Here is a 23,580-nt window from a genome sequence, read left to right as displayed (position 1 = left end):
GTCGATACCGGCTATGAACTGGAAATTCTGGCTGGCGCTATCGTTTGGGGATTAGCCTACTGAACCGCTGAATGTCCGGCACGTCGCTACCCCGGCTGGCGTCCAAAGAGGGGTGAACCAGTCGGGATTTCGCGCGCAGTAATGGTTACTCCTGGTCGATGTCGTCCTCTCCATCGTCTTCAGATTGTGTACCCTTCTCAGCCTGGTGTCGGAGTTCCCAGTAAACAAGGTCGGAGATCTCTCTAATGATCTTGCCCTTACGATGAGCACTTTCAAAGAACTTCTCCATGATGCTTTGCTGGGAGTCCTGGTGATCGAGCACCGCGTTCGTGACGGCAGTTTCGTGAGTCGCAGACGATCGAAACTGCTCCTTGGTGTTTGCGTTGACCTGATCCTTAATCTGTTCATTCTGAACGAGAATCGTGACGACGCCCTGTACCCAGGACTCCACTGAACCAGGATCAAAATCCTCGTCCTCAAAAAGGGAATTGATATTGTTCAGGATCTCTTCCCAGGCCACAAGATGCGGGTCGCGCGAATGTCCACCACCAACACCCATCGGTTTGAGCTTCTCGCCGTCACCCCCGAGCGAAATAGCCCCTTCGCTCTTACGCGTCTGCTTGATATGGGTGAGCTCGATGTTGTTAAAGTCAAGCTCTTCTGGAGTCTTGCGACCCGTAAGTCGCGGTCGCAGCAGCCGGAGGAACAGGGCAAGCTTCTCGAGGTCGGTGTCCTGATAGTCGACGACTTGAGAAAGGAAATCGTAGAGGCGCACGAATGAACCAACGTCCTTGTGGAAGAGGTCAAGCTCGTCAATCTCGGCCTTTGCGTTGTCGGCCAAGGCTGCCACGTAGCGGTCATTGAACCGATCAGCGGCTTGCTTCAGCGGTGCAGTGTGCTTACCGTGCTTTTCCTCGATGATGAATGCCTGCGCGAAGGCATCCACGTCATCCTTCGTATAGATCCCGGCAATTTCAAGCTTCCGCGCAAGGTCATGCACGAGATCTGGGTCGGTAGTTTCAATGATCTCGGCAGTGCGGTAGTACGGCAGAAATGCGTCGAGGATCGTGTCCGTGTCGTTGACGAAGTCAAGAATGTACGTGGTGTCTTTACCCTTGGACGGCAGAGTACGGTTCAGGCGGGAAAGCGTCTGGACAGCTTCGATCCCGTCAAGGCGTTTGTCCACGTACATCGCGCACAGCAGTGGCTGATCAAAGCCCGTCTGGTACTTGTTGGCAACAATCAAAACCTGGAACTGATCGCCCGCGAAAGCCTGTGGAATCCCTCGACCACGAAGGTCAGGGTTCATGTTCGTTTCTGTATACGGCTCCTGCACGCCGGGCACGACATCATCAATCTGCGCAGCGGTCAAGCTTCCGGAGAACGCCACCAGGGTTCCCAACGGGTAGTTGTGTTTCTCAACGTAGGCGTCGATTGCCATCTTGTACTTCAGTGCAGCGGCTCGGCTCGAGGTCACTACCATTGCCTTAGCGTGCCCATCGAGGAGCTCAGCAACGTTTTCACGGAAATGCTCGACGATGATCTGAACCTTCTGAGCAATGTTGGTCGGATGCAGACTCACCCACCGCATCAGGCCCTTTTTCGCGGTGCCCTCATCGACGAGATCTTCAGTGCCAACAGCCCCACCGGCTTTCTGAGCGAGCTGGAAAGCCGTCTTATAGGTCGTGTAGTTACGCAGCACATCGAGGATAAAGCCCTCCTCGATGGCCTGCTGCATCGTGTACACATGGAAAGGCTTTGGCAAACCATCCACACCAGGACGGCCAAACATTTCCAGCGTCTTGCCCTTCGGCGTAGCAGTAAACGCATAGAACGAGATGCTCTGGGCTGTCGCCCGTGCTGCCATTTCAGCGGCAAGCACGTCCTCGACGCTTACCTCGCCACTGTCCTCGAGGGCTTCGATCTCTGCTTGTGAAAGAACCTGTCGCAGCTTCTGAGCACTTGTACCGGTCTGGGACGAGTGCGCCTCGTCCGCGATTACCGCAAACTTGCGATCCGCGAGCCCACCCTGCTGCGCAAGCGCCTCGAGCACGAACGGGAACGTCTGCAACGTGACGATGATGATGAGCTTGCCGCTGCTAAGTTCCTTGGTCAACAGATCCGATTTTGAAGTAGCTGACGCTTTACGAACCTCGTCAGCCTTGATCGTTCCGACCACACCCTTCGTGCCCTCAATCGCCTTGATCGCTTTCTGAAGCTGGTCATCGAGCACAGTGCGGTCAGTCACGACGATGACCGAATCAAAGGTCTTCGCGTTATCGCTGTCGTGGAGGTTCGCGAGCCCGTGAGCAAGCCACGCGATCGAGTTCGTTTTTCCTGATCCTGCAGAGTGCTGAATTAGGTACTTACTACCTGGCCCCTCAACGCTCGTGGTCTCGAGCAAGCTAGTGACGGCCTCCCACTGGTGGAAGCGCGGAAAGATGATCTGCCTACTACGCGAGCGAACGCCAGTGATTGGATCGACCTTCTCAGTAATCTGCAGGTTCACAAATCGTTCCAGAATCTGCAACCAGTTATCACGCTGCAGCACCCGATCCCACAGGTACGAGGTTGCAGCGCCATTCGGGTTGACTGGATTACCGGCACCGCCATCATTGCCGAGGTTAAACGGCAAGAACACCGTGTTCGCACCATCTAGCTTCGTGGTCATCTGAATTTCGTTAGTAGAGACCGCAAAATGCACCAGTGCACGGGAGCCGAACTTCAGCAACGGTTCGCCTTGAGGTAAACGATCTCGGCGGTATTGACGCACCGCGTCATCAATCGACTGTGTGTTGTCCGTCTTGAGCTCGGCGGTCGCCACCGGTAGGCCGTTGACGAAGAACACCAGGTCGACCGAATCCTGCGGGCGCTTCGCCGAATGATGTACCTGCCGTACAACCCGGAGCCGGTTTGCCTGGCAGTGCTGCTGAGCCACGGGGTTCATCGAGGTCGCAGGCTTGAAAGCACACATGAAGAACTTTGCTGGAGTCTTCCTGAACCCGCCACGCAACACTGAAAGCAAACCGCCACCATGCTCAAGCGGCTGGTCAAGTTCCTTCGCAAGCCGATCCAACAACAACCGCTTTGCAAGAGCAGTCTCCACCGAAGAGCCGTTATCCGGCATGACCCGCACCCACTGCTCAGGCTGCGTCTCTTGAAGCCAAGCAAACACATCCTCAGGAATCAGCGCATGCTCCTGGTCATAGCCAGTAAAATCCTCTTCGTACAGCCAGCCATGCGCGCCGAGGTACTCGCAGATCTCGGTCTCAAAACTCTTCTCGTGCTGAACACCCATTACGTCCTCCTTAAACCTCGATTTGACCTGTCACCGCAGCCGTAATCAACGCCGAACGACGCTCCTGCAAGAGTCCCAAAGCACGCTCAATTGTTGCCCTAGCGTCAGCAAGCAGCGCTTTCGCGCTCTCATCTAGCTCAGACACAATCCTTTGCTGCACTTTCCCTTGGGGCAGCGAAAGCGGAATCCGACCAAAGGTCTGCCAATTCCTGAAGTCAACAGCACGTTGGCGAACGCTTGGTGCTTGGGTAGCCAAGAATCCGCTATTACCCAGATATCGGAGCAAGTAAGCAATGAAATGAAGATTGTCATCATCATTACGGAGCCGACAGACGTGATAAACGGGTGTCGACTGGCCGTTGCTATCAGAGATACCGACGGCACCCGCGAAGCCGTCCAGGCCGTGGAACACCAGGTCGCCCGCAACTACTCCTTGATATCCAGCTTCCGACTCTGAGAAAGTGAACCCTTCTTCCCGACGGTTTGAGTGCAGTGTTACCTCGCCATCACGAAAAGCAGTGACGACGCCAGCCCCTTCAACCACCGGTCGGTATTGTTTGACAAGTAAACGCTTCAACGGAAGTGTTTTCAAGGGTGTGAACCCCGTGAACGCCTCGTGCAAGCGTGCCTCGTTGCGAAGATCGAGCAGTTTGAGAAGCTCGCGCTGTTTAGCGATGAGGTGGTCAATCTTCGCCGTCTCCACATCGAGGTAACGAACAATCTTGTCTCGAGTGCTTTCCGATGGCATCAAGACCTGAACATGCTTGATATCCGCATATTTTAAGGACTGACGTACGCCACCGCCTAGGGAATAGAGTTGCTTTGAAACGTCCAGCGCGTGAAAAAAGTAGTCAAAGTAGCGATTCCATCCTTCGCCCCATCTTCTGCTTTGGAGGGCGCAGTACGCAGAAGTAATAATGCCTCGTTCTTGAACAAGACCGGATCGCAGGCTTTTTTGATCATTCTGCATGTCGGTGAGCCTGAGCACGATTTGGCCCGGATTCACTATCTGATAGGTCTCAAACGAGGCAGGCAGTAGCCCGCCAACGGTATCAATACTCTTCGGCACGATTCTTCCGTAACTAAGAGACAGAAGATTCGTTTCCGCCATTCCATCGTTCTTGACGGCGGTTTCTTCAAATACGGCAAAGAGCGGAAGTGCACGCTGAGCCGCGCTATTGACTGTCATTCAGTCACCTCGTTAAGCAACTGCAGGATTTCCGTGGTCACTTGGTGGAGCTCGGCGTCGATCTCTTCGAGTGGTCGTGGTGGCTGGTAGCGGTAGAAGAACCGGGTGAAGGGAATCTCGTAGCCGATCTTCGTCTTCTTCTCGTCAACCCATGCGTCTGGCACGTAGGGCTTTACCTCAGCATCGAAGTATGCCTGGATGGTTTCCTGCCGCCCGCCGTCACCCTGGGTATTGCCACCGTAGGTGAAAGGTACCCGTTCGGTGTCACGCAGCGCTGTGTCCGGTTGCTTCTTGCCACGAGCGTTCGTGATCACCTCGCCGTGTTCGTCGCGCCGGGGGCGCTCCACCGTGACGAGCCAGTAGGCGAACTCATCGATGGGGACGATCTTGCCTTGCAGTGTTCAGTGTCAACGTAGTCGTCGTAGAGCTTGACGATCGTGGCGCGGTTGTCCTCGCTAATTTCACGCCCCTTGTCGCCCAGTTTCTTGCGCATCTTCTGGTAGAAGTCGGTACCGCCGATCAGTTGCACCTTGCCCTGACGTTCTTCGGGCTTGTTGTTGTCGACGATCCAGATGTAGGTGGCGATGCCGGTGTTATAGAACATGTCGGTCGGCAATGCCACAATGGCGTCCACCAGATCATGTTCGAGCAGCCATTTGCGGATGTTGGACGGCCCTGACTCCGCAGCGCCATTGAACAGCGGTGAGCCGTTCATGACGATGCCGCCCCGGCCACCGCCCTTGACTTTGGGGCGGAGTTTGCTCACCACGTGTTGGAGGAAAAGCATCTGCCCGTCGCTGACGGCGGGAACATTCTGTTTGGGTTTATCGCCACCAGCGTAGAAGCGAGAAGAGCTACCAAGCTCTTTCAGGTCCTCCATGACGGCCGATTGGCTGGCTTTCCAGTCATCGCCGTACGGTGGGTTCGACATGCAGTAGTCGAAGGTCTGTCCAGCGAACTTGTCGTCGGCGAGCGTGTCGCCGAGCTGGATGTTGCTGGAGTCATAACCTTTGATAAGCAGGTCGGACTTGCACACCGCATAGGAGTGATCGTTCCATTCCTGTCCGTAAAGGCGAAGCTGGGCTTGTGGGTTCAGGCCGGTCCTGTCACTGCTGCCGATCAGGTGTTCTTCTGCGATGGAGAGCATTCCTCCTGTGCCGACCGTGGGATCATAGATCGACCGGATGGCGCCTGGGGTGCTCAGCGCTTCGTCGTCGCCAGCAAAGACGAGATCCACGAGGAGTCGGATGGCGTCGCGCGGGGTGAAGTGCTCACCTGGCGCCTCGTTGGAGGACTCGTTGAACGTGCGGATGAGGTACTGTACTCGTAGAGGTCGCCCATCTCGGCGTTCGTGACTGTCTTGGGGTGTAGATCGATGTTGGAGAAGCGCTCTACCACGATGTAGAGGATGTTCTTCTCGGCCATAGTGGCGATCTCGTCGGCGAGCTTGAAGCGTTCGAAAACGTCCATGTTGTCGGAGAAGCCGTTCACGTAGTGCTTCAGGTTCGCTTCGATTCCCTTGGGATCTCCGAGTAGGGTTTTGAGCGTCCAGGGGCTGGTGTTGTAGAACGGCAGGCGGGTGGCGCGCTGCACCTGTGCGGACAGGAGTTCAGGATTGTTGCCGAAGCGCTCGACCATTGGCTCGATGGTGGCGGTGCTCTTCGAGGACGCAGTCAAGACGGCGCAGAATTGTCATGGGCAAGATGACATTGCCGTACTAGCTTGCCTTGTAGGGGCCTCGCAGAATGTCGGCGGTGCCCCAGATAAAAGATCCCAGTTGGCTCATTCGCTTTGTTCTTTCGATTCATTAGTAGGAATAACTTGGACGATGTCGCCGATCTGGCAGTCCAGGACCTGGCAGATGCGCAGGAGCACGTCGGTGGTGACGTTGTCTCCATTGTTGAGTCGTGCCATCGACGTGGATGAAAGCTTGGCTTCCTCACGCAAGTCTTGCTTGAGCTTGTCCTTGTCCACCAGCAGCTTCCACAAGGGCTTGTAGGAGGCTCTGACCTGGAGGTCGAACTCGATTCGTTTACTCACTGCCGTTAGTCTTCCTCTTCTTCTTTTTGCTCCACGACCGGCCAAAGAGTTCTCTTCCGTGTTCAAGATGGATGAATGCTGACTTAGTCAAGATCTGTTGGGTTTCAGCCGAATAGCGGCTGATCTTGTCGATTGCAAGGAAAACCTGTTTCTTCTGGCGCGCATAAACCTGCGCAATGCCGTCGAATGCTTGGTCTTCGATGGGTTGGACGAGCATCGAATCGTGTGCGACTGCAGGGAGAAGCGTTGTTTCCAGCATTGCTAGATCGAATGAGATGAGGCAACGTTGAGTAGAGCCCGTTCCTGAGTCGTTCTCGATCTCGTAGGAGTATTTGTCGATCGCTGGAATCTGGATGCTTGGTGGGGTTCGTTCCTCACGGGTGATTTCCCCATCTATGCGCTGCATCGCTTCGTTGAGTTTGTGTTCGGTGTCCTTCAGGATCGATGCGGATGCTTCGTCGAGTGCCTCGGAGGCTTGCTTCTTGGCTGCCGTGAGTCGCTGCTCGTTATAGAATGCCTTGTTTGCGTTGCGGAGTGAACGAACCTGGCGATCGAGTTCACTGTAGGCACGGATATCGGCCTGTGTCGCTGTGGGCGCGACGGAGAGTTCCTCGAGCCGGGAGTTGAGTTGTCCAAGACGCTGCTGAATTCGCCCACGTTCTTCTTCCAACTGCTTGGTTTCTGCTTTGAACTCGGCGTCCAGAACCTGGCGGATGCTGCGGTGGAAGTGTTCGATGCTCTCGATGTGTTCGATATTTGCTTCTGGGAAGAACTCGCGCAAGGAATCGAACTTCTTAGTCAGGCTGACGTCGGATGAGATGCCCTTGGCTCGTCGCATGGCGTTGATTTGTCGACCGAGCTGGTTGAAGCGACGCAGCAAGGGCTCGCGTTCTGCCTGCACCTCGTTGATGGCTGCCTGTTGGGCTGAAATGTAGTCCTTGGCCGTCAATCCTGCGCGGATTCCTGCTTGGTCGCGTTCGGTCTGGAGGTCTTCGATTCGTTGGGTGTTGTTCTTGACCTCGGTGATGCTCCTCGCTCGGGGGATGTCGTAGTACCGCCCGGCTGCATTGAACAAATCAAGCTCTCGAACAGCCTCATCCTTGGCAGCCATGAAGCCTTGAAGCTTGGTGTACTCATCAAACAGCATCAGTAGACGCTTGACGCCGTCAGCCTGGGTGTCTCGGGGTGTGCAAGGAGTGGATGGTCGACATCAGAGTTCTTTCGTTGCCAGATGCGGAAGAAGTTGCTAACTGCTTGACGGAGACTGATACCAGTATCTTAAAGTCCATACTGGGTACCGACAAAGCCCTTGAAGTCGTCAAGTGTCATGGTGCGCAGCGGACGGTAGTTCCTATCGCAGAGGGTGATCACTGTCGGCGTGTCGGTAGCTCGCCGGAAACGGTGAATCTCTCCGCCGAGGAGGAACGCGAAGCGAATCTCGTGATGGCCGATGTTCTTGATGACGTCTTTGGCTTTGTCGATGTAGTCAGAACCGCCGAAGCAGAAGTCGATGGCCAATAGCGTGGGGGATTTGCCGATGGAGTTCTCGGTGTTTTCAGTACCGAGCACCGTGTTCAGCCCTTCGCTCAGGCGCAGCGGGCCAGGACGTTGTTCGTCGTGAAAGAACGCGTCACTGTCAAACTCGACCAACATAGTGGAGCACCTCCTCCGGGTAGAGCAGCTCGATCTGGCCGAGTGCGAATAAGCAGTCCAAAGTGTCGGCGAACTCGTCCACGTCCGCGAACTTCGATTTGACCTTCCTGTATAAGGCGGCGGAGCTGAGATCTTGTTCGGACAGATTCTTCAGGATCGGCGGGAACTGGCTCAACGTGGACTGCGAGTAGGGGGGTGACCTTGCTAGGCAATCGCATCGAACACCTCGCAGTTTTGAACGAAAAAGCACGTCACAATGATCGATGCGCTGAGGTTCGTCGAGTCGGAGTTGGTGTGGATCCAATCAGCAACTTGATCGAATATCGCCTGCTGGTCATCAGTGTGCCGGGACGCCTCGGCGTAGAAGTCGGCGACTTGCCCGGCTATCGCGTCGAATCTGCTGCGCCCCCTGCTGCCTTCGAGGGCGCGGAACTCTTGCTCGATGATGCGGTACCACTGCAAGACGTGGATCTTGATCCGCTCGGCGAGCTCAAAGTACTCGGGCCTGACCTTTTCAGCGATTCGTACCGCGTCCATCGTCAGTTTCGGGATGGTTCCGGTGACGATGCGCTCCCCAAGCGTTTCGATGACAGAGGCGATCGCCGGGTGGAGTTGCGAATTGAGAGCGGCGTCTTGAAGGGCTGTTGCGGCGATCCGGCGATTTCGAATGTCTCGGAGCTTGTTTACGACATCAGACAGTTCAAGCAACGTGTCATTGGTGGGGACGAGTTTGGCACACTTGACACACACTGCTTCCCGGTCAGTTTCAGAGCTGCCATCGTCAATGGTGAAAGGGACAATCTCGAAGAATGGTCGCCGTTCGCCTCTGACGGTCTTCACCAGTCGCTCTTTGCGGCAGACAGGACACAAGTCTCCATTGCGGGCGGCAAGCACGACATCCGCTTTGGTCACTGCGCCGTTGTTGTCTCACTTCTTGTTTGGTCTTGAAATGGCAGATAGGAACGTATCGGCATAAAAAGACACGTCATCCTGGTCTGCGGTGTACAGCAGTTCTTCGGCGGCGTCGGCACTGACCTCAGGATCATCTTTGATCAGTTCGATCAGCTCGGCTTTGAAGTCAATCTCGCGCATGGGCGCAATGTCATGGGAGATCTTGCCGAACGCTTCACGTGCAGCCCCACGTAGTCCAGGTTGCTTCAGAACGGGCCCGAAGCCGGTGTGCAGCTCGACGTCCTGCTTGAGTAGCCCACTTACTTACTGTCTTAGGTGTGCGCCACACGTCCCATCCGTCTTTGTCCGTAACAGGGGCGAAGTCCTGAATCCAGCGCAAGAGGACCTCCACGAGGTAGGCGTCAGTTGAAGTCATCTTTGGTCGCGCCGTCGACGGATTCTTGCCTCCCTGCCTAGTCGGAGTGGTGTAACTCGCTGCTGGCTGGATGAGCACCTTTTGCAGGGCGCGCGCGAAAGTCGCGAAGCACAACTGGCTCATCAACAACCTCCCTCGGGAAAAGAGGACCAAAACAGCACCAAAACCGGGACAAGGACTTTTTCTCGCCCGATTTTTAGTCTCGAAGTACTTCCGGAGGCGTCCGCTGAGTACCTAGAGATCATGATCTTGAGTCTACCGCTGATGCCCTTCGAAGGGGTCTAGGACGCTCTGTGAGTGACCTAGACGGCTGCGGGACCTGAGTGGCCACGACGGTTCCGTGACCTACAGGTGCCGCGTGCTGATCACACAAGGCCGTCGACCACCAGGGAGACGCGTAAGAGAAGCAAGTGGCAGGTATCCGACCTACGGGTACCTGCCTTCTCGTTTCTCTGCCCATCCCTTCTGAACCGTCGACATCGAGCTTGCTTACTTAAGCGGGTCTCCCTCCTCAGGAGGGATTCTCTTGACAACACAACCAAATAGAAGGACCAGCGAGCCGTACTCCGTGCGGACCAAGATGATCGGCGGCAAGGTCTACACCCAGATCTACGTGCCTTCGACCACCTCGAAGGACGGCGTTCAGAACTATGCGTGGATCGAGCTCGTCGACCCACCCGTTGGCGACGAAAAACTTGGCCTGAGCGCCGATGAGGTTCTCGCCTTGCTCTACGCCCGACGTACGTGCCGGAGTGGAAAGTCGCGTATCTGTGTACGGCCTACCGCAGTTTTCGTGCCGCTGAGAACGCTCGAAATCGTGGCGACCTCTCCTATAGCGACTGGGAAGTCGAGGTCCATGACGGGCCCCAGTATCTGAACGTCTCGGTTCATGAGGACCAGGTCGACAGCGAGTTGGTTGTCGATTGGCTGCTGGCTCAGGTCAGCGCCAAGCAAGCCGAACACATCCGCCTGCACGTGTTTGAGGGGCTCTCCTTCGTCGAGATCGCGCGTGAGGAGCTGCCCGGTGCCGACGAAGCCGATGCGACCAAGCGAGCGAACAGCATCGGGCGCTCGGTCAAGCGAGCTCTGAAGAAGCTTCAGGAATTCATCGAGCAGGAATGTCTGGATCTGGCACCCGTCGGGGGCGTATGAGTGCCCGGCCCACATGAAGGCCAGCACAAACCGACGCGCACTCTGATTCAAAAGGAGGAAACGATGTCCAAGCATCGTCTCAAGGTCACGTTGACTGACCAGCCCGAACCTGACGCTGCGGTCTCTACCCGCAAGGTCAGCATCCGAAGCAGGATCGCCCGCAAGCTGCTCGGAAACCCCCAGCATCTCACCGTTCTCGTGCCGGGCAACCAGGTCCGCTCAGTGGAAATCATCCGTCCAGACGACGATCTCATGGCGCTGGCTCGCGCGGGTCGGTGTTACCCGGAGTGGTGGTGATGCCGCGTGAACGTCACCGAAGCTAACCGCTACATCCAAGCGCTGAATCGGATCGCGGAGGGGGTCACGATGCTGGCCTCTGCGATCGAAGAGGCCGCGTGGGAGTCGTTCGAGGATCACCCTGGTATGTCGGGTGCTCGCCCGATCGCCGCAGCTCAGCTCGCCCAGCCTGCGCTGGAAGCTGCAGCCGAAGACCACGAAGCCAACCGCCAGCCCCGGCACCGGCCCCGGAGGTTGTGCCGGTGACGTTGGAGCAGGTCCGCACGGTTCTGGCTCGTTTGTCACAGGCAGGCCATACCGCGCAGGTGCGTGAGCTGATCCAGGCCGCTGGAGCGAACAAGCTCTCCGAGGTTGACCCGGTCAAGTACGGGCGGCTCTTGGAGCAGGCGGAGGCGATCGCTGATGCCTGACCAGCACGCACTGCTCAGCGCCTCAGGTGCGCACCGCTGGTTGGCCTGCCCACCGTCAGCAATCCTGGAGGCCGGACTGCCGGAGTCTTCCTCGCAGGCGGCTGAGCAAGGCACCGCTGCCCATGAGCTCGCAGAGTGGAAGCTGCGCCGCGCCCTGCATGACGCCCCGACCACGAAGCCGGTCTCGGATTGGCATGACGCGGAGATGGACACCCTGACTGATGACTCCCTGGCCTTCGTTCAAGAGCGGCTGCGCGGTGTGCGCCAGGCGTGTGCTGATCCGCAAGTGCTCATCGAGCAGTGCTTGGACTTCTCCCACGTGGTGCCGGGTGGGTTCGGCACCGGGGACTGCGTCATCATCGCCGAGCCGGTCCTGCACATCATCGACCTCAAGTACGGCCAGGGTGTCATGGTCGAAGCCGAGCAGAATCCGCAGCTGATGTTGTATGCGCTGGGAGCGGTGAACGCGTTCGGGTCGCTGTACGACATCACCGAAGTGGCGGTGACGATCTTCCAGCCAAGGTGCTCGAACGTCTCAACCTGGGCGATCCCGGTGGCCGAGTTGGAGGCGTGGGCAGAACAGGTGGTGAAACCTCGTGCCGCGTTGGCTGCCAGCGGGGATGGCGAGTTCGCTCCTGGTGAGTGGTGCCGGTTCTGCAAGCTCGTGCCGACTTGTCGGACGCGCGCTGAGGCGAACCTTGCGCTTGCCAAGCATGAGTTCGCACCACCTGCCGAGCTCACCGATGCCGAGATAGCACAGGTGTTGGCCCAGCTGCCGAACCTGAAGGCGTGGGCTGCCGATGTGGAAGCGCACGCGCTGTCGCTGGCGGTGAACCAGGGCAAGACCTGGCCCGGGTTCAAGCTCGTCGAAGGCCGCTCAATCCGAAAATACTCCGACGAGTCCGCTGTCGCCACGGCCGCTGAGGCAGCCGGTGTCGACGTGTGGGATCGCAAGCTCAAGACCATCACCGTGCTGGAGAAACAACTGGGCAAGAAGCGCTTCACCGAGCTCCTCGGGGACCTCGTGGTCAAACCAACCGGTAAGCCCACGCTGGTGCCCGAATCCGACAAGAGGCCCGCACTGGAGATCCAGTCAGCGGCCAACGAATTCACTGCAATCAAGTAACGAACGAGAAAGAAAGTAAGACAAGATGTCTACAATGAATCCGACCCGTGTGGTCACCGGCGAAGTCCGACTCAGCTACGCCAACATTTTTGAGGCAAAGTCCATCCAGGGCGGCAAGCCCAAGTACAGCGTGTCGCTGATCATCCCGAAGGGCGACACCGAGACCCTGGCCAAGATCGAACGCACCATCGACGCGGCGATCGATGCCGGGATTGGCAAGTTCGGTGGCAAGCGACCGAACAAGGCCGCTCTGAAGCTCCCGCTGCGCGACGGCGACATCGAGCGCGACGACGAAGCCTATGCGAACGCGATGTTCGTCAACGCCAACCCGCAGGTCGTGGGTACGGACCTGCAGCCGATCCTGGGCGCCAGCGAGGTCTACTCCGGCTGCTACGCACGCGTGAGCATTTCGTTCTACGCGTTCAACACGAACGGCAATCGGGGTATCGCCTGCGGACTGGGCAACATTCAGAAGCTGCGTGATGGCGAACCGCTCGGCGGCAACCGCATCAGTACCGAAGCCGACTTCGGTGGCTTCGGTACTGCGTCGGATGACTTCCTCAACTAGGAGATAAGGACACAGACATGACTGAGTGCTACGAAGCGGCCCTTGCCGCGAACAACACGACGCTGTTCTACGGCTTCATTGGCCTTCTCCTGAGTTTCGTGATCCTCGAACTCACTTCGTTCGTGGTCAGCAGGTGGGCGACCCGCAGGGATCGCAAGCACATCGGCAAGCTCATGGCTGACACCGAGGCCGAACTCGAGAAGTACCGCGCTGACCACGACCGCTAACCCTTCACCCGTGCTGGGAGGAACCACGCCCACTTCTGGGGTGTGGTGTCCTCCCAGCGCCCTTGTTCTTAGGAGCTGTCGCGCATGCGTGAACTCTTCATTGACATCGAGACCTTCTCGCCAGTGAACCTGGCGAAATCCGGGATGTACCCCTACGCCGACCACGACGACTTCGAGCTCCTCCTGTTCGGCTACTCGATCGACGGTAGCCCAGTCGAGGTTGTGGATCTCGCCTCTGGAGAAGAACTACCGGAGGAGGTGCTCCATGGCCTGGCGGATCCGGGTGTGGTGAAGTGGGCGTTCAATGCCGCGTTCGAGCGTGTCTGTCTTTCAAGCTGGCTAGCCCGACTCTACCCAAACCTCATGGCTGGCCGCAGGTTTCTGGATCCTGCCCAGTGGCGCTGCACGATGGTGTGGTCTGCGTACCTGGGCTTGCCGAGGAGCCTGGACCAAGTCGCTACCGTCCTTCATCTGCCGATGCGTAAAGACAGTGCGGGTAAGAAGCTGATCACCCGTTTTTTGCACCCCGGCCACACCCAGTGTCTTCAATCAGGGCGGGATGCGTCACCTGCCTGCATCCGACCCAGACGGGTGGGAACAGTTCATCTCCTATAACCGCCGCGACGTCGAGGTCGAACTGGCGATCCATGACCGGCTGGCCGACTTCCCGCTCCCCGTGTCCGAATGGGACACCTACGCGCTTGACCAGCGCATCAACGACACCGGCATCCGCCTCGACGAGACGCTGGTCGATCGTGCGGTGGAGTGCGATCGGCAGCACCGCGTAGCCACGCTGGCTCGCGCGCAAGAGCTCACGGGGCTCGACAACCCGAACTCGCCGATCAAGCTCAAGGAATGGCTCACCGCTCATGGCACGCCCCTGCAGTCATTGACGAAAGACGAAGTTGCCGCCGCACTCGACTCGGCTACCGGCCAGGTGCGCGAGGTCCTGCAGCTGCGTGGCGAGCTCGCGAAGTCTTCGGTGAAGAAGTACGAGGCGATGCAGCACGTGGCAGGTCGTGATGGTCGTGGGCGGGGTTCCTCCAGTTCTACGGGGCAGGGCGCACTGGCAGGTTCGCAGGCCGCCTGGTTCAAGTCCAGAACCTGCCTCGCAACTACCTGCCCGACCTGGCCGAGGCCAGAGGACTCGTGCGGATCGGAGACTTTGGTGCGGTGGAGTTGCTCTATGACTCCGTGCCCGACACCCTCTCTCAGCTCATCCGCACCGCATTTATCCCCGCTGATGGGCACCGGTTCGTGGTGGCTGACTTCTCTGCGATCGAGGCGCGGGTGATTGTGTGGCTTGCAGGTTGCAGGTGAAACCACCACTCTTCAGGCCTTCCGTGACGGAAAGGATCTGTACTGCGAGACCGCTTCGCGCATGTTTGGTGTCCCCGTTGACAAGGATGGCGTGAACAGTGAACTGCGGCTATCAAGGCGGCGTCGGTGCCTTGATAGCCATGGGGGACGCTGCGGATGGGGCTCGCTGAATCCGAGCTTCAGCCGCTGGTCGATGCGTGGCGGGCAGCTAACCCCAATGTTGTGCAGCTGTGGGCCGACATCAATGCCGCCGCCATCGAGACGATCAGCACCCGCCAGCCGACCAGCGTCGGGGCGCTGACCTTCACCGTGGAGTCCGGAATCATGTTCATCGCCCTCCCCTCCGGACGTCGCCTGGCCTATGTGAAACCCAAGCTAGGTGAGAACAGGTTCGGTGGCACCAGCATCACTCACGAGGGCATCACGACGGGTCGCAAGTGGGGCCAGTTGGAAACCTACGGTGGGAAACTCACTGAGAACATCGTCCAGGCCGTCGCCCGAGACCTGCTCATGTTCGGCATGCACCAAGTCGCTGACGCTGGGCATCGGATCGTCATGCACGTCCATGACGAGATCGTCGTGGAAACCACCACGGCCACCGTGGACGAGATCTGCGACCTCATGGCCAGTACGCCCGACTGAGCTGCAGGGTTGCCACTGGCGGCAGACGGGTACTCGTGCGATTTCTACCGGAAAGACTGATAAATCTGGGCGGAATCGAGGCGACGATGAACATAGGAGAACAAGCTGAAAGCATCGAGAAAGTCATGCTTATCTTCCTCACTACCTAGTCGGGTTTTGTGAGCACGGGGATTGCGATAGTGCCCGTGGATTCCTATCAGCAGGTTCTTAAATCCCTTGTGTTCTGATTTTTCCGACTCCGTGGAAAAGCTATTAATCACTAGCTCGGGGGCAGAATTATTTGTTCCCAAAACTGCGTCGAACAACTCCTGACCATCATCTGTAAAGCCAGTAAGGACGCGGATGCGGTCATGAATCGACTTGGCTGCCTCGGATATCGCGTGGAACAGAGACTCGGCGATCAGTTCTCGGCTGCAATACTCCAGCAGGCGTTCGTGGGTACCGCGCCGCTGAAGCTCCTCCACAGGAGAGCTGGTGAGACGCTCGATATCATATCATTGAATGTGCGTGCCGCCTCAGCGAGTTTGGTCAACCGGCCAGCATCGTCGATCTGCCATCCCTCGGTGACCAGCACCTTGTTGAGCAAACGACGCAAATCATCCCAACGCCGACGATCGGTGGTATACCGTGTCGGACTCATCGCCACCGCGATGAAGTCACGAGTGCGTTGACCTGCTTGCGCTGGGGTAACTCCCTCCGTAAGCGCGCCAAACAGTCCTTCTCGCTTATTCCCGGCAACACGCGGTGGTGCTCCAATGTCGTGGAGAAGTTCGTCGATTTGGCTTCCGGTTAGGCCCGGCAAATCAGTACTAGCCAGGACATCCGCAATATTGCGGATAGTCGAGCGTTGAGAAAAAGAATCGGACTGGATCACCACGCAAGCTTCTCATGTGAGTGGGGGCCTGAATTCTTCAGCAAGACCCGGTGTCCGGATTCTTGCACGCTCAGGGGCGTATGCGTGAGAGCCCGACGCGGCCGCACCCGTGGCTTGCTGGAATTCACGTCAATCCTGGCTCTTAGAAGGAGCCAGACATGGCTACTAGCGATCTTCAGGTATTCACCAACGATGCCTTTGGAACGATCCGAACTGTCGAGCATCAGGACAAGGTTTATTTCTGTGGCCGTGATGTGGTCACGGCGCTTGGATACACCAATACCAGCAAGGTGATTCAGGATCATTGCCGTGGGGTTCCGTTTCGTTACCCCATCGTCGACGCGCTCGGGCACACTCAAGAAGCCCGGTTCATCACCGAAGGTGACCGGTACCGGCTCATCTTCTCCTCCAAGCTCCCCGCAGCCCAGGACTTCGAAGCCTGGGTTGTCGACGAGGTCCTACCCACGATTCGCCGCCATGGCGTGTACGCCATCGACGAGCTCTTGGACGATGACGAGTTCCTCGAGCCCGCCATCATCCAGCTTCGCTCCGAGCGGGCCAAGCGGCTGGCAGCCGAGCAAGCCCTGCTTGAGGCCGCCCCGAAAGTCTCCTACTACGACGTGGTGCTCCAGTCGGATTCGCTGCTGACCATCACGGAGATCGCGAAAGACTATGGGTTGTCGGCAAAGAAGCTGAACTCGCTGCTGCACGACGCCGGGGTTCAGTTCAGGCAGTCCGGCCGCTGGTTCCTCTACGCCCGCTTCGCCGAGCAGGGCTACACGCAGTCCAAGACGCATGAGTACGACGAAGGCAAGACCCGCACGCACATGTACTGGACTCAGAAGGGTCGCTTGTTTATCTATGACTTGTTGAAGAACCAGTTCGGTCTGCTGCCGGTCATCGAGCAGGACGGCGGTGCAGCATGACCTCGACCGCTGTCAACATCGACCTGGGTTTCTCGCCCCACAACACGGAGGGCTACCCGGACCCCACCGCGTTCAAAGCGCTGAAGAATCTTCAACGCGCCGAGTACGGCTACCGGCCCTTGGTGTACATCTGCTCCCCGTACTCCGGAGACGTCGCGAGCAACGTGGAGTTGGCTCGAGCCTCGAGCATTGTGTGCTCACGCGGTGTTACGGCACAAGATTCCGCTCGCGCCACACCTGTTGTTCCCGCAGTTCATGGACGACGCCGACGCGAGCGAGCGTGAGCTGGCGATGTTCTTCAACCGGATTCTTTTGACCAAGTGCGAGGCGATCTGGGTCTACACCGGCCGCGTCTCGGCAGGGATGCGTGCCGAGATCGAATGGGCCCACCACCTCGAGATGCCGATCACCTATTTCGACGCTGACTTTGAGGAGGTCACCCTATGAAGGCGATGACGATGTTCACCGCGCAGGTGGCAGGCCAAGAAAACAACGCCCACTACCCAAATTCGCACACTGTGACCACGGCAGCCGACCTCGAAGCGGTCGCCAGGTTGGATCATGTGGTTGCCGAGTACGTGGGTGGCAGGCGCTCGGTTGGCAGTTTCGTGACCTCGAACTGCCTGGTCATGGACGTCGACAACTCCCACACCGACGAGCAGGCCGAATGGGTCACCCCAGCATCGCTGGCTAAGCGGCTGGCGAGTGTGGCGTTGATGACCGCCACCAGCAGGAACCACCAGAGAGCGAAAGGTGCCCAGTCGGCAAGACCCCGCTTCCACGTCTACTTTCCAATTGACCCCGTGGCTGATGCTGAGGCCTATGCAGGGCTCAAGAAGCAGCTTGCTTCCAGGTTTGAGTTCTTCGACCCCAACGCGATCGACGCTGGACGCTTCATCTACGGCCACAATGCTCCGCAGATCACCGTGGTCGAGGGCGAACGCACCATCGACGCCTGGCTTGCCGACGCGGTGGATGAGGACTTGTTCGCCCAGTGGGATGACGCCACCCAGGCCATCGAGGAAGGTTCGCGTAATGCGACCCTGTCGAGGTTTGCTGGCAGGCTGCTGATTCGCCTCGGCACGACCGATGAGGCACGCGCCTTGTTTGACCGCAAGGCCGCCCGCTGTAACCCGCCGCTGCCCGAAGCGGAGGTGGAGTCGATCTGGCGGTCGGCCACCCGGTTCGCCAAGACGGTCGAGAACCAGCCCGGGTATGTGCCACCAGAGGATTTTGAGGCGAGCCTGGATTCGGTACGCCCCGCCGATTACAGCGACGTCGGGCAAGCCCAAGCCTTAACCAAGGCTTACCCGGACTCGCTGCGCTACTCGGAGGCCACCGACTGGCTCGTCTACTTTCGTGGTGTCTGGTACGAATCGGCCCCTGCAGCCCAGGCTGTCGCCCAGGAGCTCACCGAGCGCCAACTGGCCGAAGCCCACGAGCTGCTCGAAGAAGCCAAAGACCAGCTCGCCGCCACGGGGGCTGCCATGTTGTTGGCGTCGATGTCGAAGGCGAAAGCCCAGGCCATGTTCAACGCCGCCCAACAGGAGGCGTTCGCCGCCTTCGAGGACGCGAAAACCTATGCGGCCTACGCGCTCAAGCGCCGGGAATCGCGCGGGATCACCAACTGCCTGAAAGAGGCCCGCCCCATGCTGCTGACCACCCCCGAGCAGTTGGATGCAGACCCGTATCTGCTCAACACCCCATCAGGTACCTACGATCTGCGCCACGGGGCTCGCTCGCGCCGTGACCATGACCCGGCGGATCTGGTGACCAAGCAGACCAGCCTCGACCCAGGCACCGACGGCGCGCACCTGTGGCAAGAAGCCCTCGAGGTGTTCTTCCAAGGCGACGCTGAGCTCATCGCCTACGTGCAACGCATCGTCGGCCTGGCTGCGATCGGGCAAGTCATGGTCGAAGCCCTCGTCATCGCCTACGGGGATGGCCGCAACGGCAAATCCACTTTCTGGAACACCATCGCCCGCGTGCTCGGTACCTACGCAGGCAACATGAGCGCCGATGTGCTCACCATCGGTGGGATGCGCAACGTCAAACCTGAGCTGGCAGAGGCCAAGGGCAAGCGCCTCATCATCTCCGCCGAATCCGAAGAAGGCGTGCACATGTCCCCACCTCCGTGGTCAAACAACTCGCCTCCACCGACCAGATCTACGCAGAGAAGAAATACAAGGCCCCCTTCGCCTTCACCCCCTCCCACACCTTGATCCTTTACACCAACCACCTGCCCAGGGTGGGGGCGATGGATGCAGGGATTTGGCGCAGGCTCATCGTCATCCCCTTCGAAGCCAAGATCGAAGGCAACAGCGACATCAAGAACTACGCCGACCATCTCTACAAGCAGGCAGGTGGCGCAATCCTGACCTGGATCATAGAGGGCGCCCGCCTCATCCACGCCGAGGATTACCACCTCATCGCCCCGGCACGAGTTGTGGAGGCATCAGCGGCGTATCGGGAAGAGAACAACTGGTTCGCCCAGTTCCTCGACGCCCACTGCGACGTCGACCCTGGGCTGTCGGAACGGGCCGGGGACTTGTACCAGACCTATCGGGCGTGGGCGATGTCGACCTCCGGGTGGGGGCGCGCCCCATGGTCGATTTCAACGCCACCGTCGAACACCACGGCTTCACACGTAAAAAGACGATGCACGGCATGTTCGTCCGCGGTTTGGCCTTGAAGAACGAGTTCGACAACTAAGCCAGACGGGCCTTATGACGACCTATGACGACCCATATGTGAGTTTGCTATAGGGCATAAAACATAGCCCTTAGGAAAAGTTCATATCGCATCGTCATAGGTCGTCATGGGCCTCTCACAAGAGAGGACACAACCATGAACGAGCAAGCAATCGAACAACACTTGAAGCAAGCCGTTGAGGCGATTGGTGGCCTGTGCTGGAAATTCACCTCACCGAGCACCGCAGGGGTTCCAGACCGCATCTGCATCCATCGCGGACGCGTCATCTTCGTCGAGCTCAAAGCACCCGGACGCCTCCCTCGCCCCATCCAACGCCGCCGCATCCAGCAACTCAAGGATCACGGCGTTGATGCGGTCGTCGTCGACAGCATCGACGCAATCCAGGAGGTGGCTGATGCACTACAAGCCGCATGACTACCAACGACATGCCACCAGGTTTGTCGAAGACCACCCGCAGGCCGCGATCCTTCTCGGGATGGGTCTGGGCAAGACGGTGATCACCTTGACGGCCATCTGGAATCTGCTACTGGACTCCTTCCATGCCCGGCGGGTCCTTATCGTGGCACCCCTGCGGGTCGCCCGCGACACCTGGCCTGCCGAGGTCACCAAGTGGGACCACCTGGCAGGGCTCACCGTCGCAGTCGCCGTCGGGTCCAAGGCCCAGCGGGTGGAAGCGCTTGCCGCCGAGGCCATGGTGACCGTCATCAACCGTGAGAACGTGCCCTGGCTGGTGCGCCACCTCGGCAAAGCCTGGCCGTTCGACATGGTCGTCATCGACGAGCTGAGCTCGTTTAAGAACCATCGGGCGCAGCGGTTCAAAGCTCTGGCGGCCGTGCGGCCACTGGTCACCCGGATCGTGGGTCTGACCGGCACGCCCGGATCCAACGGACTGATGGATCTGTGGGCGCAGTTCCGTCTGCTGGATGAAGGCCAGCGCCTCGGACGGTTCATCACCCACTACCGCAACCGCTGGTTCGTGCCTGACAAGCGAAACGGCCAGCAGATCTTCACCTACAAGCCCGCACCCGGTGGGTGCTGAGGACGAGATCTACGAGGCGATCAGTGACATCACGCTGTCGATGCGCACCACCGATTACCTGCGTCTGCCTGAGCTGACTGTCACCACGAAGCTCGTCGATCTCGAACCCAAGGAGCGCAAAGCCTACGAGCGGTTGCGAGATGAGATGGTGCTCGACCTCAACGGGCAGGTCATCGACGCCGCGAACGTCGCAGCCCTCTCAGGCAAGCTGCTGCAGCTGGCCTCCGGTGCGATCTACGACGAGGACGGCCAGCCGCTGGTGGTGCACGACCGCAAACTCGACGCGCTCGAAGACCTCGTGGAGGCGGCCAACGGCCAGCCGCTGCTCGTGGCGTACTGGTTCAAACACGACCGTGAGCGGATCACCGAACGGTTCCCGCAGGCCCGCGAGCTGAAAACCAGCGCCGACATCACTCAGTGGAACCAGGGAGGGATTCCGTTGGCGCTGATCCACCCAGCCTCAGCCGGGCACGGGCTCAACCTCCAGCAAAGCGGCAACCTCCTGGTCTGGTTCTCCCTGACCTGGAGCCTGGAGCTCTACCAGCAGACCAACGCGAGGCTCTACCGGCAGGGACAGCACCAGCCGGTGACGATCACCCACCTCGCCGCAGACCACACCCTCGATGAGGCGGTACTGGTCGCGCTGGACAACAAAGACACGACACAGGCTGCGTGGATTAATGCGGTCGCCGACACTCTGGGAAAGCAGGCACACTCATGAACGACCACCCCATCTGGGACTACTTCGACTACCGCAAAGCCGCCATCGGCGTCCTCCAGGACTACGCAACCCAAGCTGTCATTCTCCAGCAAGGCGACGGGTACGCCGACGAGCTCAAAGCCTCACTGACCTCAGTCGGAACACCCCGATTCGACGGGCTCCCACGGGGCAACAACCCGCAGGCCGGTGAAGCGAGAGTCTGTTCGATCCTCGACAACCTCGACGCGATCAAAGCCCGCAACCTCAAAGCGCAGGCCTACATGGATTGGTTCAACCCGGCCTGGGAAAGCCTCAGCGACGATGACCGGCTGGTCCTCGAGGTCTTCTTTCTCGACTACCTCTCCGCTGAGGACGCCGCCGTCAAAGTTGCCGAGCACTTCTACGTCGAACGCAAGACGGCCTTCGCCAAGAAGCAGCGCGCCCTTGCCCGCTTTGCGCGTCTCTTGTTCGGCAGAGACTGAGCATTGGCGCGCATGAGTGTCGCAAACAGGGGATGACTTTCAGGGTGTGACTGTCGCATGCTGTAAGTGGTTGAAAAGTAGGTCCCGACCCCCAGACGCATCCCCGCGGTCCGTCTGGGGGTCGTTGCCATTAGCGACGAGGGCGGTGAGACGGATACCGAGGAAACCCAAGCGCCCGTGCTCCCAGCCCGGCTGCCCGCAGTTGACCGACACGAGGTTCTGCCCCGAGCACGCTCGCGCCGAGGACACCCGCTACCGCAAGTACCAGCGCGAGCCGAAGATCAACCGTCGCTACGACCACCGGTGGCGAAAGATCCGCGCGGCCTACGTCGAAGCCCACCCGCTGTGCGAGGACTGCCTGGCCCGTGGCCGGTACACGCCGGTCGCTGAGGTCCACCACGTGATCCCACTCGAACATGGCGGCACCCACGACGAGTCGAACCTGCGCTCGTTGTGCAAGCCGTGCCACTCGCACCAGTCCGCGCTCGATGGTGACCGGTGGCGGCAAGCCCCTCGGGTCTACAGCTACTAAAAGGCGCTGTGTGCCCGCCTGTCGCGGCCTACCTGCCGACCCTCACCTGTGCCGACCTCGACCCCGTTCGCCCACCACGTGGCGACGTGGTGCGTTTGCCGAGGGGGGCGAGCGGATCTCCACAGCTGGCGCGCTCCTCAGCGGGCGGGGCCAACCGTGCGCAAAGTTTCCGAATCAAACAGGGTATTGCCGATGCTGTTATTTTCTCCACGGGGCTGCCGGGTCAGTAAAGGTAGAAAGAACCAGGTCGCACCACAGTACCGCGGCGTGAATCGCCAGACGTGCATGACGTGGCCCGAGTCCGCGCCTCGCGGTTGGCTGCCCGTGCCCGGTTCCGTAGCCAGCATTGCGGAATTCTGCGAGTCCTAGGGCGACTGATTTGGCGCCTCCAAGTATCCGCTTGAGGGATGTCGCAGAGTCCACGTCGGCGTTGCTGCTGGGATCGAGACCGAGTTTGGTGTGCACGGTGTTGATGAGTGTCTTTGAATCGAAATTAACTCCCAGCTCCTGGAGTAGGACTTTGGCTGTTGATTCCATCAGCTCTTTGGCTGCCCCGATAGAGGCTGCAGGATCATCGGTGAGCGTCTGCAGCCTTGTGATTCCTTCTTCAATCCCGCTGATGTCGCTGATAGTTGTCATGGACTCGACTAGCGCCGCAGCTGAAGGCAGCAAGGCAGAGATGGAGCCTGTCTCATCGACAATCCACCCATCTTCTCGCATGTATTTCACGAAAGGGGCCCAGTCGCTCGGCTGGGTGCCGGGCGTATGACAGGGCGCGATGGGCTCTAGGACGACTTCCATCGCTCGAATCAATCTTGGATACACCAACGGATCATCAAAAACGATGGCAGATAGGTACTGTTCGGTCCGCACCCGCCGTTCACTTGAGTCCTCGTAGCCATTTAGTGGATCAGCGGTAAAACCTTCATCTTCGAAAGCCGTCTCTATCGAACGAATCGGTATCTGAGTAGTCAGCTGTCGAAACGCGCTGAGCGTGCGGCGAGAAAACTTTTGGCTACTCATGACCACTACTCTACGAAAACCTGAACGAAGAGGTTTGTATGGC

The 23,580-nt window shown here is 58.8% G+C and carries 32 protein-coding genes and 2 pseudogenes; 21 read left to right on the top strand and 13 right to left on the bottom strand.

Annotated features, from left to right (window positions below):
- Positions 1-145 precede the first annotated feature (145 nt).
- From CBE74_RS20140 to CBE74_RS20100, 10 genes and pseudogenes are all read right to left on the bottom strand, one after another.
- Positions 146-3,298 (bottom strand): type I restriction endonuclease subunit R, encoded by a 3,153-nt coding sequence (locus CBE74_RS20140; RefSeq protein ID WP_087454200.1) that lies wholly within the window; start codon positions 3,296-3,298, stop codon positions 146-148.
- Positions 3,299-3,308: 10 nt separating this feature from the next.
- Entirely contained in the window at positions 3,309-4,487 is a 1,179-nt protein-coding gene (locus CBE74_RS20135; RefSeq protein ID WP_225870067.1) for a restriction endonuclease subunit S, read from the bottom strand.
- A pseudogene (locus CBE74_RS20130) lies at positions 4,484-6,273 on the bottom strand (type I restriction-modification system subunit M). Before CBE74_RS20130 ends, CBE74_RS20135 begins: the two are co-directional and overlap by 4 nt.
- Complete coding sequence (locus CBE74_RS20125) at positions 6,270-6,527, bottom strand: helix-turn-helix domain-containing protein (RefSeq protein ID WP_087454199.1); 258 nt, start codon at positions 6,525-6,527, stop codon at positions 6,270-6,272. Before CBE74_RS20125 ends, CBE74_RS20130 begins: the two are co-directional and overlap by 4 nt.
- Positions 6,520-7,674 (bottom strand): DUF2326 domain-containing protein, encoded by a 1,155-nt coding sequence (locus CBE74_RS20120; protein WP_225870068.1) that lies wholly within the window; start codon positions 7,672-7,674, stop codon positions 6,520-6,522. The genes CBE74_RS20125 and CBE74_RS20120 overlap by 8 nt, the downstream gene beginning before the upstream one ends.
- 131 nt (positions 7,675-7,805) lie before the next feature.
- Positions 7,806-8,180 (bottom strand): hypothetical protein, encoded by a 375-nt coding sequence (locus CBE74_RS20115; RefSeq protein WP_225871125.1) that lies wholly within the window; start codon positions 8,178-8,180, stop codon positions 7,806-7,808.
- Positions 8,164-8,430: an ABC-three component system middle component 7 gene (locus tag CBE74_RS24630; RefSeq protein ID WP_310795205.1), complete on the bottom strand. Its 267-nt coding sequence runs from the start codon at positions 8,428-8,430 to the stop codon at positions 8,164-8,166. The genes CBE74_RS20115 and CBE74_RS24630 overlap by 17 nt, the downstream gene beginning before the upstream one ends.
- Entirely contained in the window at positions 8,385-9,092 is a 708-nt protein-coding gene (locus CBE74_RS20110) for an ABC-three component system protein (RefSeq protein WP_225871126.1), read from the bottom strand. Before CBE74_RS20110 ends, CBE74_RS24630 begins: the two co-directional genes overlap by 46 nt.
- A 15-nt stretch (positions 9,093-9,107) precedes the next feature.
- Entirely contained in the window at positions 9,108-9,272 is a 165-nt protein-coding gene (locus CBE74_RS20105) for a hypothetical protein (RefSeq protein WP_225871128.1), read from the bottom strand.
- Positions 9,273-9,306: 34 nt separating this feature from the next.
- Positions 9,307-9,630, bottom strand: coding sequence for a hypothetical protein (locus tag CBE74_RS20100; RefSeq protein WP_225870072.1), 324 nt, complete (start codon positions 9,628-9,630; stop codon positions 9,307-9,309).
- A gap of 403 nt (positions 9,631-10,033) precedes the next feature.
- Between CBE74_RS20100 and CBE74_RS24835 the strand changes: the two genes are divergently transcribed.
- The 10 genes and pseudogenes from CBE74_RS24835 (at position 10,034) to CBE74_RS20055 (ending at position 15,249) form a co-directional block, all read left to right on the top strand.
- On the top strand, positions 10,034-10,384 hold the full coding sequence (locus CBE74_RS24835; RefSeq protein WP_425290647.1) for a hypothetical protein: 351 nt from the start codon (positions 10,034-10,036) through the stop codon (positions 10,382-10,384).
- A gap of 35 nt (positions 10,385-10,419) precedes the next feature.
- Positions 10,420-10,659, top strand: coding sequence for an RNA polymerase sigma factor (locus CBE74_RS24830; RefSeq protein ID WP_445707533.1), 240 nt, complete (start codon positions 10,420-10,422; stop codon positions 10,657-10,659).
- A gap of 63 nt (positions 10,660-10,722) precedes the next feature.
- Positions 10,723-10,956, top strand: a complete 234-nt coding sequence (locus CBE74_RS20090; protein WP_225870073.1) for a hypothetical protein — start codon at positions 10,723-10,725, stop codon at positions 10,954-10,956.
- Positions 10,957-10,962: 6 nt separating this feature from the next.
- A pseudogene (locus CBE74_RS20085) lies at positions 10,963-11,366 on the top strand (hypothetical protein).
- On the top strand, positions 11,359-12,492 hold the full coding sequence (locus tag CBE74_RS20080) for a DUF2800 domain-containing protein (RefSeq protein ID WP_087454198.1): 1,134 nt from the start codon (positions 11,359-11,361) through the stop codon (positions 12,490-12,492). Before CBE74_RS20085 ends, CBE74_RS20080 begins: the two are co-directional and overlap by 8 nt.
- Before the next feature lie 25 nt (positions 12,493-12,517).
- Positions 12,518-13,060, top strand: coding sequence for a DUF2815 family protein (locus tag CBE74_RS20075; RefSeq protein WP_087454197.1), 543 nt, complete (start codon positions 12,518-12,520; stop codon positions 13,058-13,060).
- 17 nt (positions 13,061-13,077) lie between these two features.
- The gene (locus tag CBE74_RS20070; protein WP_087454196.1) at positions 13,078-13,287 is read left to right on the top strand and encodes a DUF1049 domain-containing protein; all 210 of its coding nucleotides are present in this window, start codon (positions 13,078-13,080) and stop codon (positions 13,285-13,287) included.
- A 123-nt stretch (positions 13,288-13,410) separates the two neighbouring features.
- Positions 13,411-13,902, top strand: a complete 492-nt coding sequence (locus CBE74_RS20065) for a hypothetical protein (protein WP_134873838.1) — start codon at positions 13,411-13,413, stop codon at positions 13,900-13,902.
- A 145-nt stretch (positions 13,903-14,047) separates the two neighbouring features.
- Positions 14,048-14,581, top strand: a complete 534-nt coding sequence (locus CBE74_RS20060; protein WP_216608130.1) for a DNA polymerase family A protein — start codon at positions 14,048-14,050, stop codon at positions 14,579-14,581.
- A 182-nt stretch (positions 14,582-14,763) separates the two neighbouring features.
- A complete protein-coding gene (locus tag CBE74_RS20055) occupies positions 14,764-15,249 on the top strand; it encodes a DNA polymerase family A protein (RefSeq protein ID WP_233426030.1) in 486 nt (161 codons plus the stop codon).
- A 44-nt stretch (positions 15,250-15,293) separates the two neighbouring features.
- Here CBE74_RS20055 and CBE74_RS20050 read toward each other — a convergent pair whose 3' ends face one another.
- Positions 15,294-15,713, bottom strand: coding sequence for a TIGR02391 family protein (locus tag CBE74_RS20050; protein WP_225870074.1), 420 nt, complete (start codon positions 15,711-15,713; stop codon positions 15,294-15,296).
- Entirely contained in the window at positions 15,650-16,126 is a 477-nt protein-coding gene (locus tag CBE74_RS20045; protein ID WP_225870075.1) for a hypothetical protein, read from the bottom strand. The genes CBE74_RS20050 and CBE74_RS20045 overlap by 64 nt, the downstream gene beginning before the upstream one ends.
- 155 nt (positions 16,127-16,281) lie before the next feature.
- On the opposite strand from CBE74_RS20045, the gene CBE74_RS20040 reads away from it, so the two are divergent.
- The 11 genes from CBE74_RS20040 to CBE74_RS19985 all read left to right on the top strand — a co-directional run bounded on the left by CBE74_RS20040 (position 16,282) and on the right by CBE74_RS19985 (position 22,744).
- Positions 16,282-17,049, top strand: a complete 768-nt coding sequence (locus tag CBE74_RS20040; RefSeq protein ID WP_087454195.1) for a phage antirepressor — start codon at positions 16,282-16,284, stop codon at positions 17,047-17,049.
- Complete coding sequence (locus CBE74_RS20035) at positions 17,046-17,333, top strand: DUF7768 domain-containing protein (protein ID WP_225870076.1); 288 nt, start codon at positions 17,046-17,048, stop codon at positions 17,331-17,333. Before CBE74_RS20040 ends, CBE74_RS20035 begins: the two co-directional genes overlap by 4 nt.
- A complete protein-coding gene (locus CBE74_RS20030) occupies positions 17,305-17,496 on the top strand; it encodes a DUF7768 domain-containing protein (RefSeq protein WP_225870077.1) in 192 nt (63 codons plus the stop codon). The genes CBE74_RS20035 and CBE74_RS20030 overlap by 29 nt, the downstream gene beginning before the upstream one ends.
- Positions 17,493-19,271 (top strand): primase C-terminal domain-containing protein, encoded by a 1,779-nt coding sequence (locus tag CBE74_RS20025; protein WP_233426029.1) that lies wholly within the window; start codon positions 17,493-17,495, stop codon positions 19,269-19,271. Before CBE74_RS20030 ends, CBE74_RS20025 begins: the two co-directional genes overlap by 4 nt.
- Positions 19,184-19,741, top strand: a complete 558-nt coding sequence (locus CBE74_RS20020; protein WP_225870079.1) for a phage/plasmid primase, P4 family — start codon at positions 19,184-19,186, stop codon at positions 19,739-19,741. Before CBE74_RS20025 ends, CBE74_RS20020 begins: the two co-directional genes overlap by 88 nt.
- Positions 19,742-19,896: 155 nt before the next feature.
- Positions 19,897-20,175, top strand: a complete 279-nt coding sequence (locus tag CBE74_RS20015) for a VRR-NUC domain-containing protein (RefSeq protein ID WP_216605257.1) — start codon at positions 19,897-19,899, stop codon at positions 20,173-20,175.
- The gene (locus CBE74_RS24825) at positions 20,156-20,800 is read left to right on the top strand and encodes an SNF2-related protein (RefSeq protein WP_225870080.1); all 645 of its coding nucleotides are present in this window, start codon (positions 20,156-20,158) and stop codon (positions 20,798-20,800) included. The genes CBE74_RS20015 and CBE74_RS24825 overlap by 20 nt, the downstream gene beginning before the upstream one ends.
- Entirely contained in the window at positions 20,790-21,521 is a 732-nt protein-coding gene (locus CBE74_RS24820; protein WP_225870081.1) for a DEAD/DEAH box helicase, read from the top strand. Before CBE74_RS24825 ends, CBE74_RS24820 begins: the two co-directional genes overlap by 11 nt.
- Positions 21,518-21,982, top strand: coding sequence for a hypothetical protein (locus CBE74_RS20000; protein ID WP_087454193.1), 465 nt, complete (start codon positions 21,518-21,520; stop codon positions 21,980-21,982). The genes CBE74_RS24820 and CBE74_RS20000 overlap by 4 nt, the downstream gene beginning before the upstream one ends.
- A gap of 16 nt (positions 21,983-21,998) precedes the next feature.
- Positions 21,999-22,514, top strand: coding sequence for an HNH endonuclease (locus CBE74_RS24620; protein ID WP_445707532.1), 516 nt, complete (start codon positions 21,999-22,001; stop codon positions 22,512-22,514).
- The gene (locus tag CBE74_RS19985; RefSeq protein WP_167552588.1) at positions 22,481-22,744 is read left to right on the top strand and encodes a hypothetical protein; all 264 of its coding nucleotides are present in this window, start codon (positions 22,481-22,483) and stop codon (positions 22,742-22,744) included. The genes CBE74_RS24620 and CBE74_RS19985 overlap by 34 nt, the downstream gene beginning before the upstream one ends.
- On the opposite strand, the gene CBE74_RS19980 is transcribed toward CBE74_RS19985, so the two are convergent.
- Positions 22,713-23,537: an abortive infection family protein gene (locus CBE74_RS19980; protein WP_087454192.1), complete on the bottom strand. Its 825-nt coding sequence runs from the start codon at positions 23,535-23,537 to the stop codon at positions 22,713-22,715. The genes CBE74_RS19985 and CBE74_RS19980 overlap by 32 nt on opposite strands.
- Between the last annotated feature and the right edge of the window lie 43 nt (positions 23,538-23,580).

It is taken from the genome of Corynebacterium silvaticum, assembly GCF_002162115.2.
In the GTDB taxonomy this organism is placed as follows: Bacteria; Actinomycetota; Actinomycetes; order Mycobacteriales; family Mycobacteriaceae; genus Corynebacterium; species Corynebacterium silvaticum.
This window is presented reverse-complemented; position numbering and strand designations above follow the sequence as displayed.

Coding starts and splice junctions, on each gene's coding strand:
- CBE74_RS20140 (WP_087454200.1), bottom strand. CDS start 3,298: ATGGGTGTTCAGCACGAGAAGAGTTTTGAGACCGAGATCTGCGAGTAC.
- CBE74_RS20135 (WP_225870067.1), bottom strand. CDS start 4,487: ATGACAGTCAATAGCGCGGCTCAGCGTGCACTTCCGCTCTTTGCCGTA.
- CBE74_RS20120 (WP_225870068.1), bottom strand. CDS start 7,674: ATGCTGTTTGATGAGTACACCAAGCTTCAAGGCTTCATGGCTGCCAAG.
- CBE74_RS20115 (WP_225871125.1), bottom strand. CDS start 8,180: ATGTTGGTCGAGTTTGACAGTGACGCGTTCTTTCACGACGAACAACGT.
- CBE74_RS20105 (WP_225871128.1), bottom strand. CDS start 9,272: ATGCGCGAGATTGACTTCAAAGCCGAGCTGATCGAACTGATCAAAGAT.
- CBE74_RS20100 (WP_225870072.1), bottom strand. CDS start 9,630: ATGAGCCAGTTGTGCTTCGCGACTTTCGCGCGCGCCCTGCAAAAGGTG.
- CBE74_RS20090 (WP_225870073.1), top strand. CDS start 10,723: ATGTCCAAGCATCGTCTCAAGGTCACGTTGACTGACCAGCCCGAACCT.
- CBE74_RS20080 (WP_087454198.1), top strand. CDS start 11,359: ATGCCTGACCAGCACGCACTGCTCAGCGCCTCAGGTGCGCACCGCTGG.
- CBE74_RS20075 (WP_087454197.1), top strand. CDS start 12,518: ATGTCTACAATGAATCCGACCCGTGTGGTCACCGGCGAAGTCCGACTC.
- CBE74_RS20070 (WP_087454196.1), top strand. CDS start 13,078: ATGACTGAGTGCTACGAAGCGGCCCTTGCCGCGAACAACACGACGCTG.
- CBE74_RS20055 (WP_233426030.1), top strand. CDS start 14,764: ATGGGGCTCGCTGAATCCGAGCTTCAGCCGCTGGTCGATGCGTGGCGG.
- CBE74_RS20040 (WP_087454195.1), top strand. CDS start 16,282: ATGGCTACTAGCGATCTTCAGGTATTCACCAACGATGCCTTTGGAACG.
- CBE74_RS20035 (WP_225870076.1), top strand. CDS start 17,046: ATGACCTCGACCGCTGTCAACATCGACCTGGGTTTCTCGCCCCACAAC.
- CBE74_RS20030 (WP_225870077.1), top strand. CDS start 17,305: ATGGACGACGCCGACGCGAGCGAGCGTGAGCTGGCGATGTTCTTCAAC.
- CBE74_RS20025 (WP_233426029.1), top strand. CDS start 17,493: ATGAAGGCGATGACGATGTTCACCGCGCAGGTGGCAGGCCAAGAAAAC.
- CBE74_RS20015 (WP_216605257.1), top strand. CDS start 19,897: ATGAACGAGCAAGCAATCGAACAACACTTGAAGCAAGCCGTTGAGGCG.
- CBE74_RS24825 (WP_225870080.1), top strand. CDS start 20,156: ATGCACTACAAGCCGCATGACTACCAACGACATGCCACCAGGTTTGTC.
- CBE74_RS20000 (WP_087454193.1), top strand. CDS start 21,518: ATGAACGACCACCCCATCTGGGACTACTTCGACTACCGCAAAGCCGCC.
- CBE74_RS19980 (WP_087454192.1), bottom strand. CDS start 23,537: ATGAGTAGCCAAAAGTTTTCTCGCCGCACGCTCAGCGCGTTTCGACAG.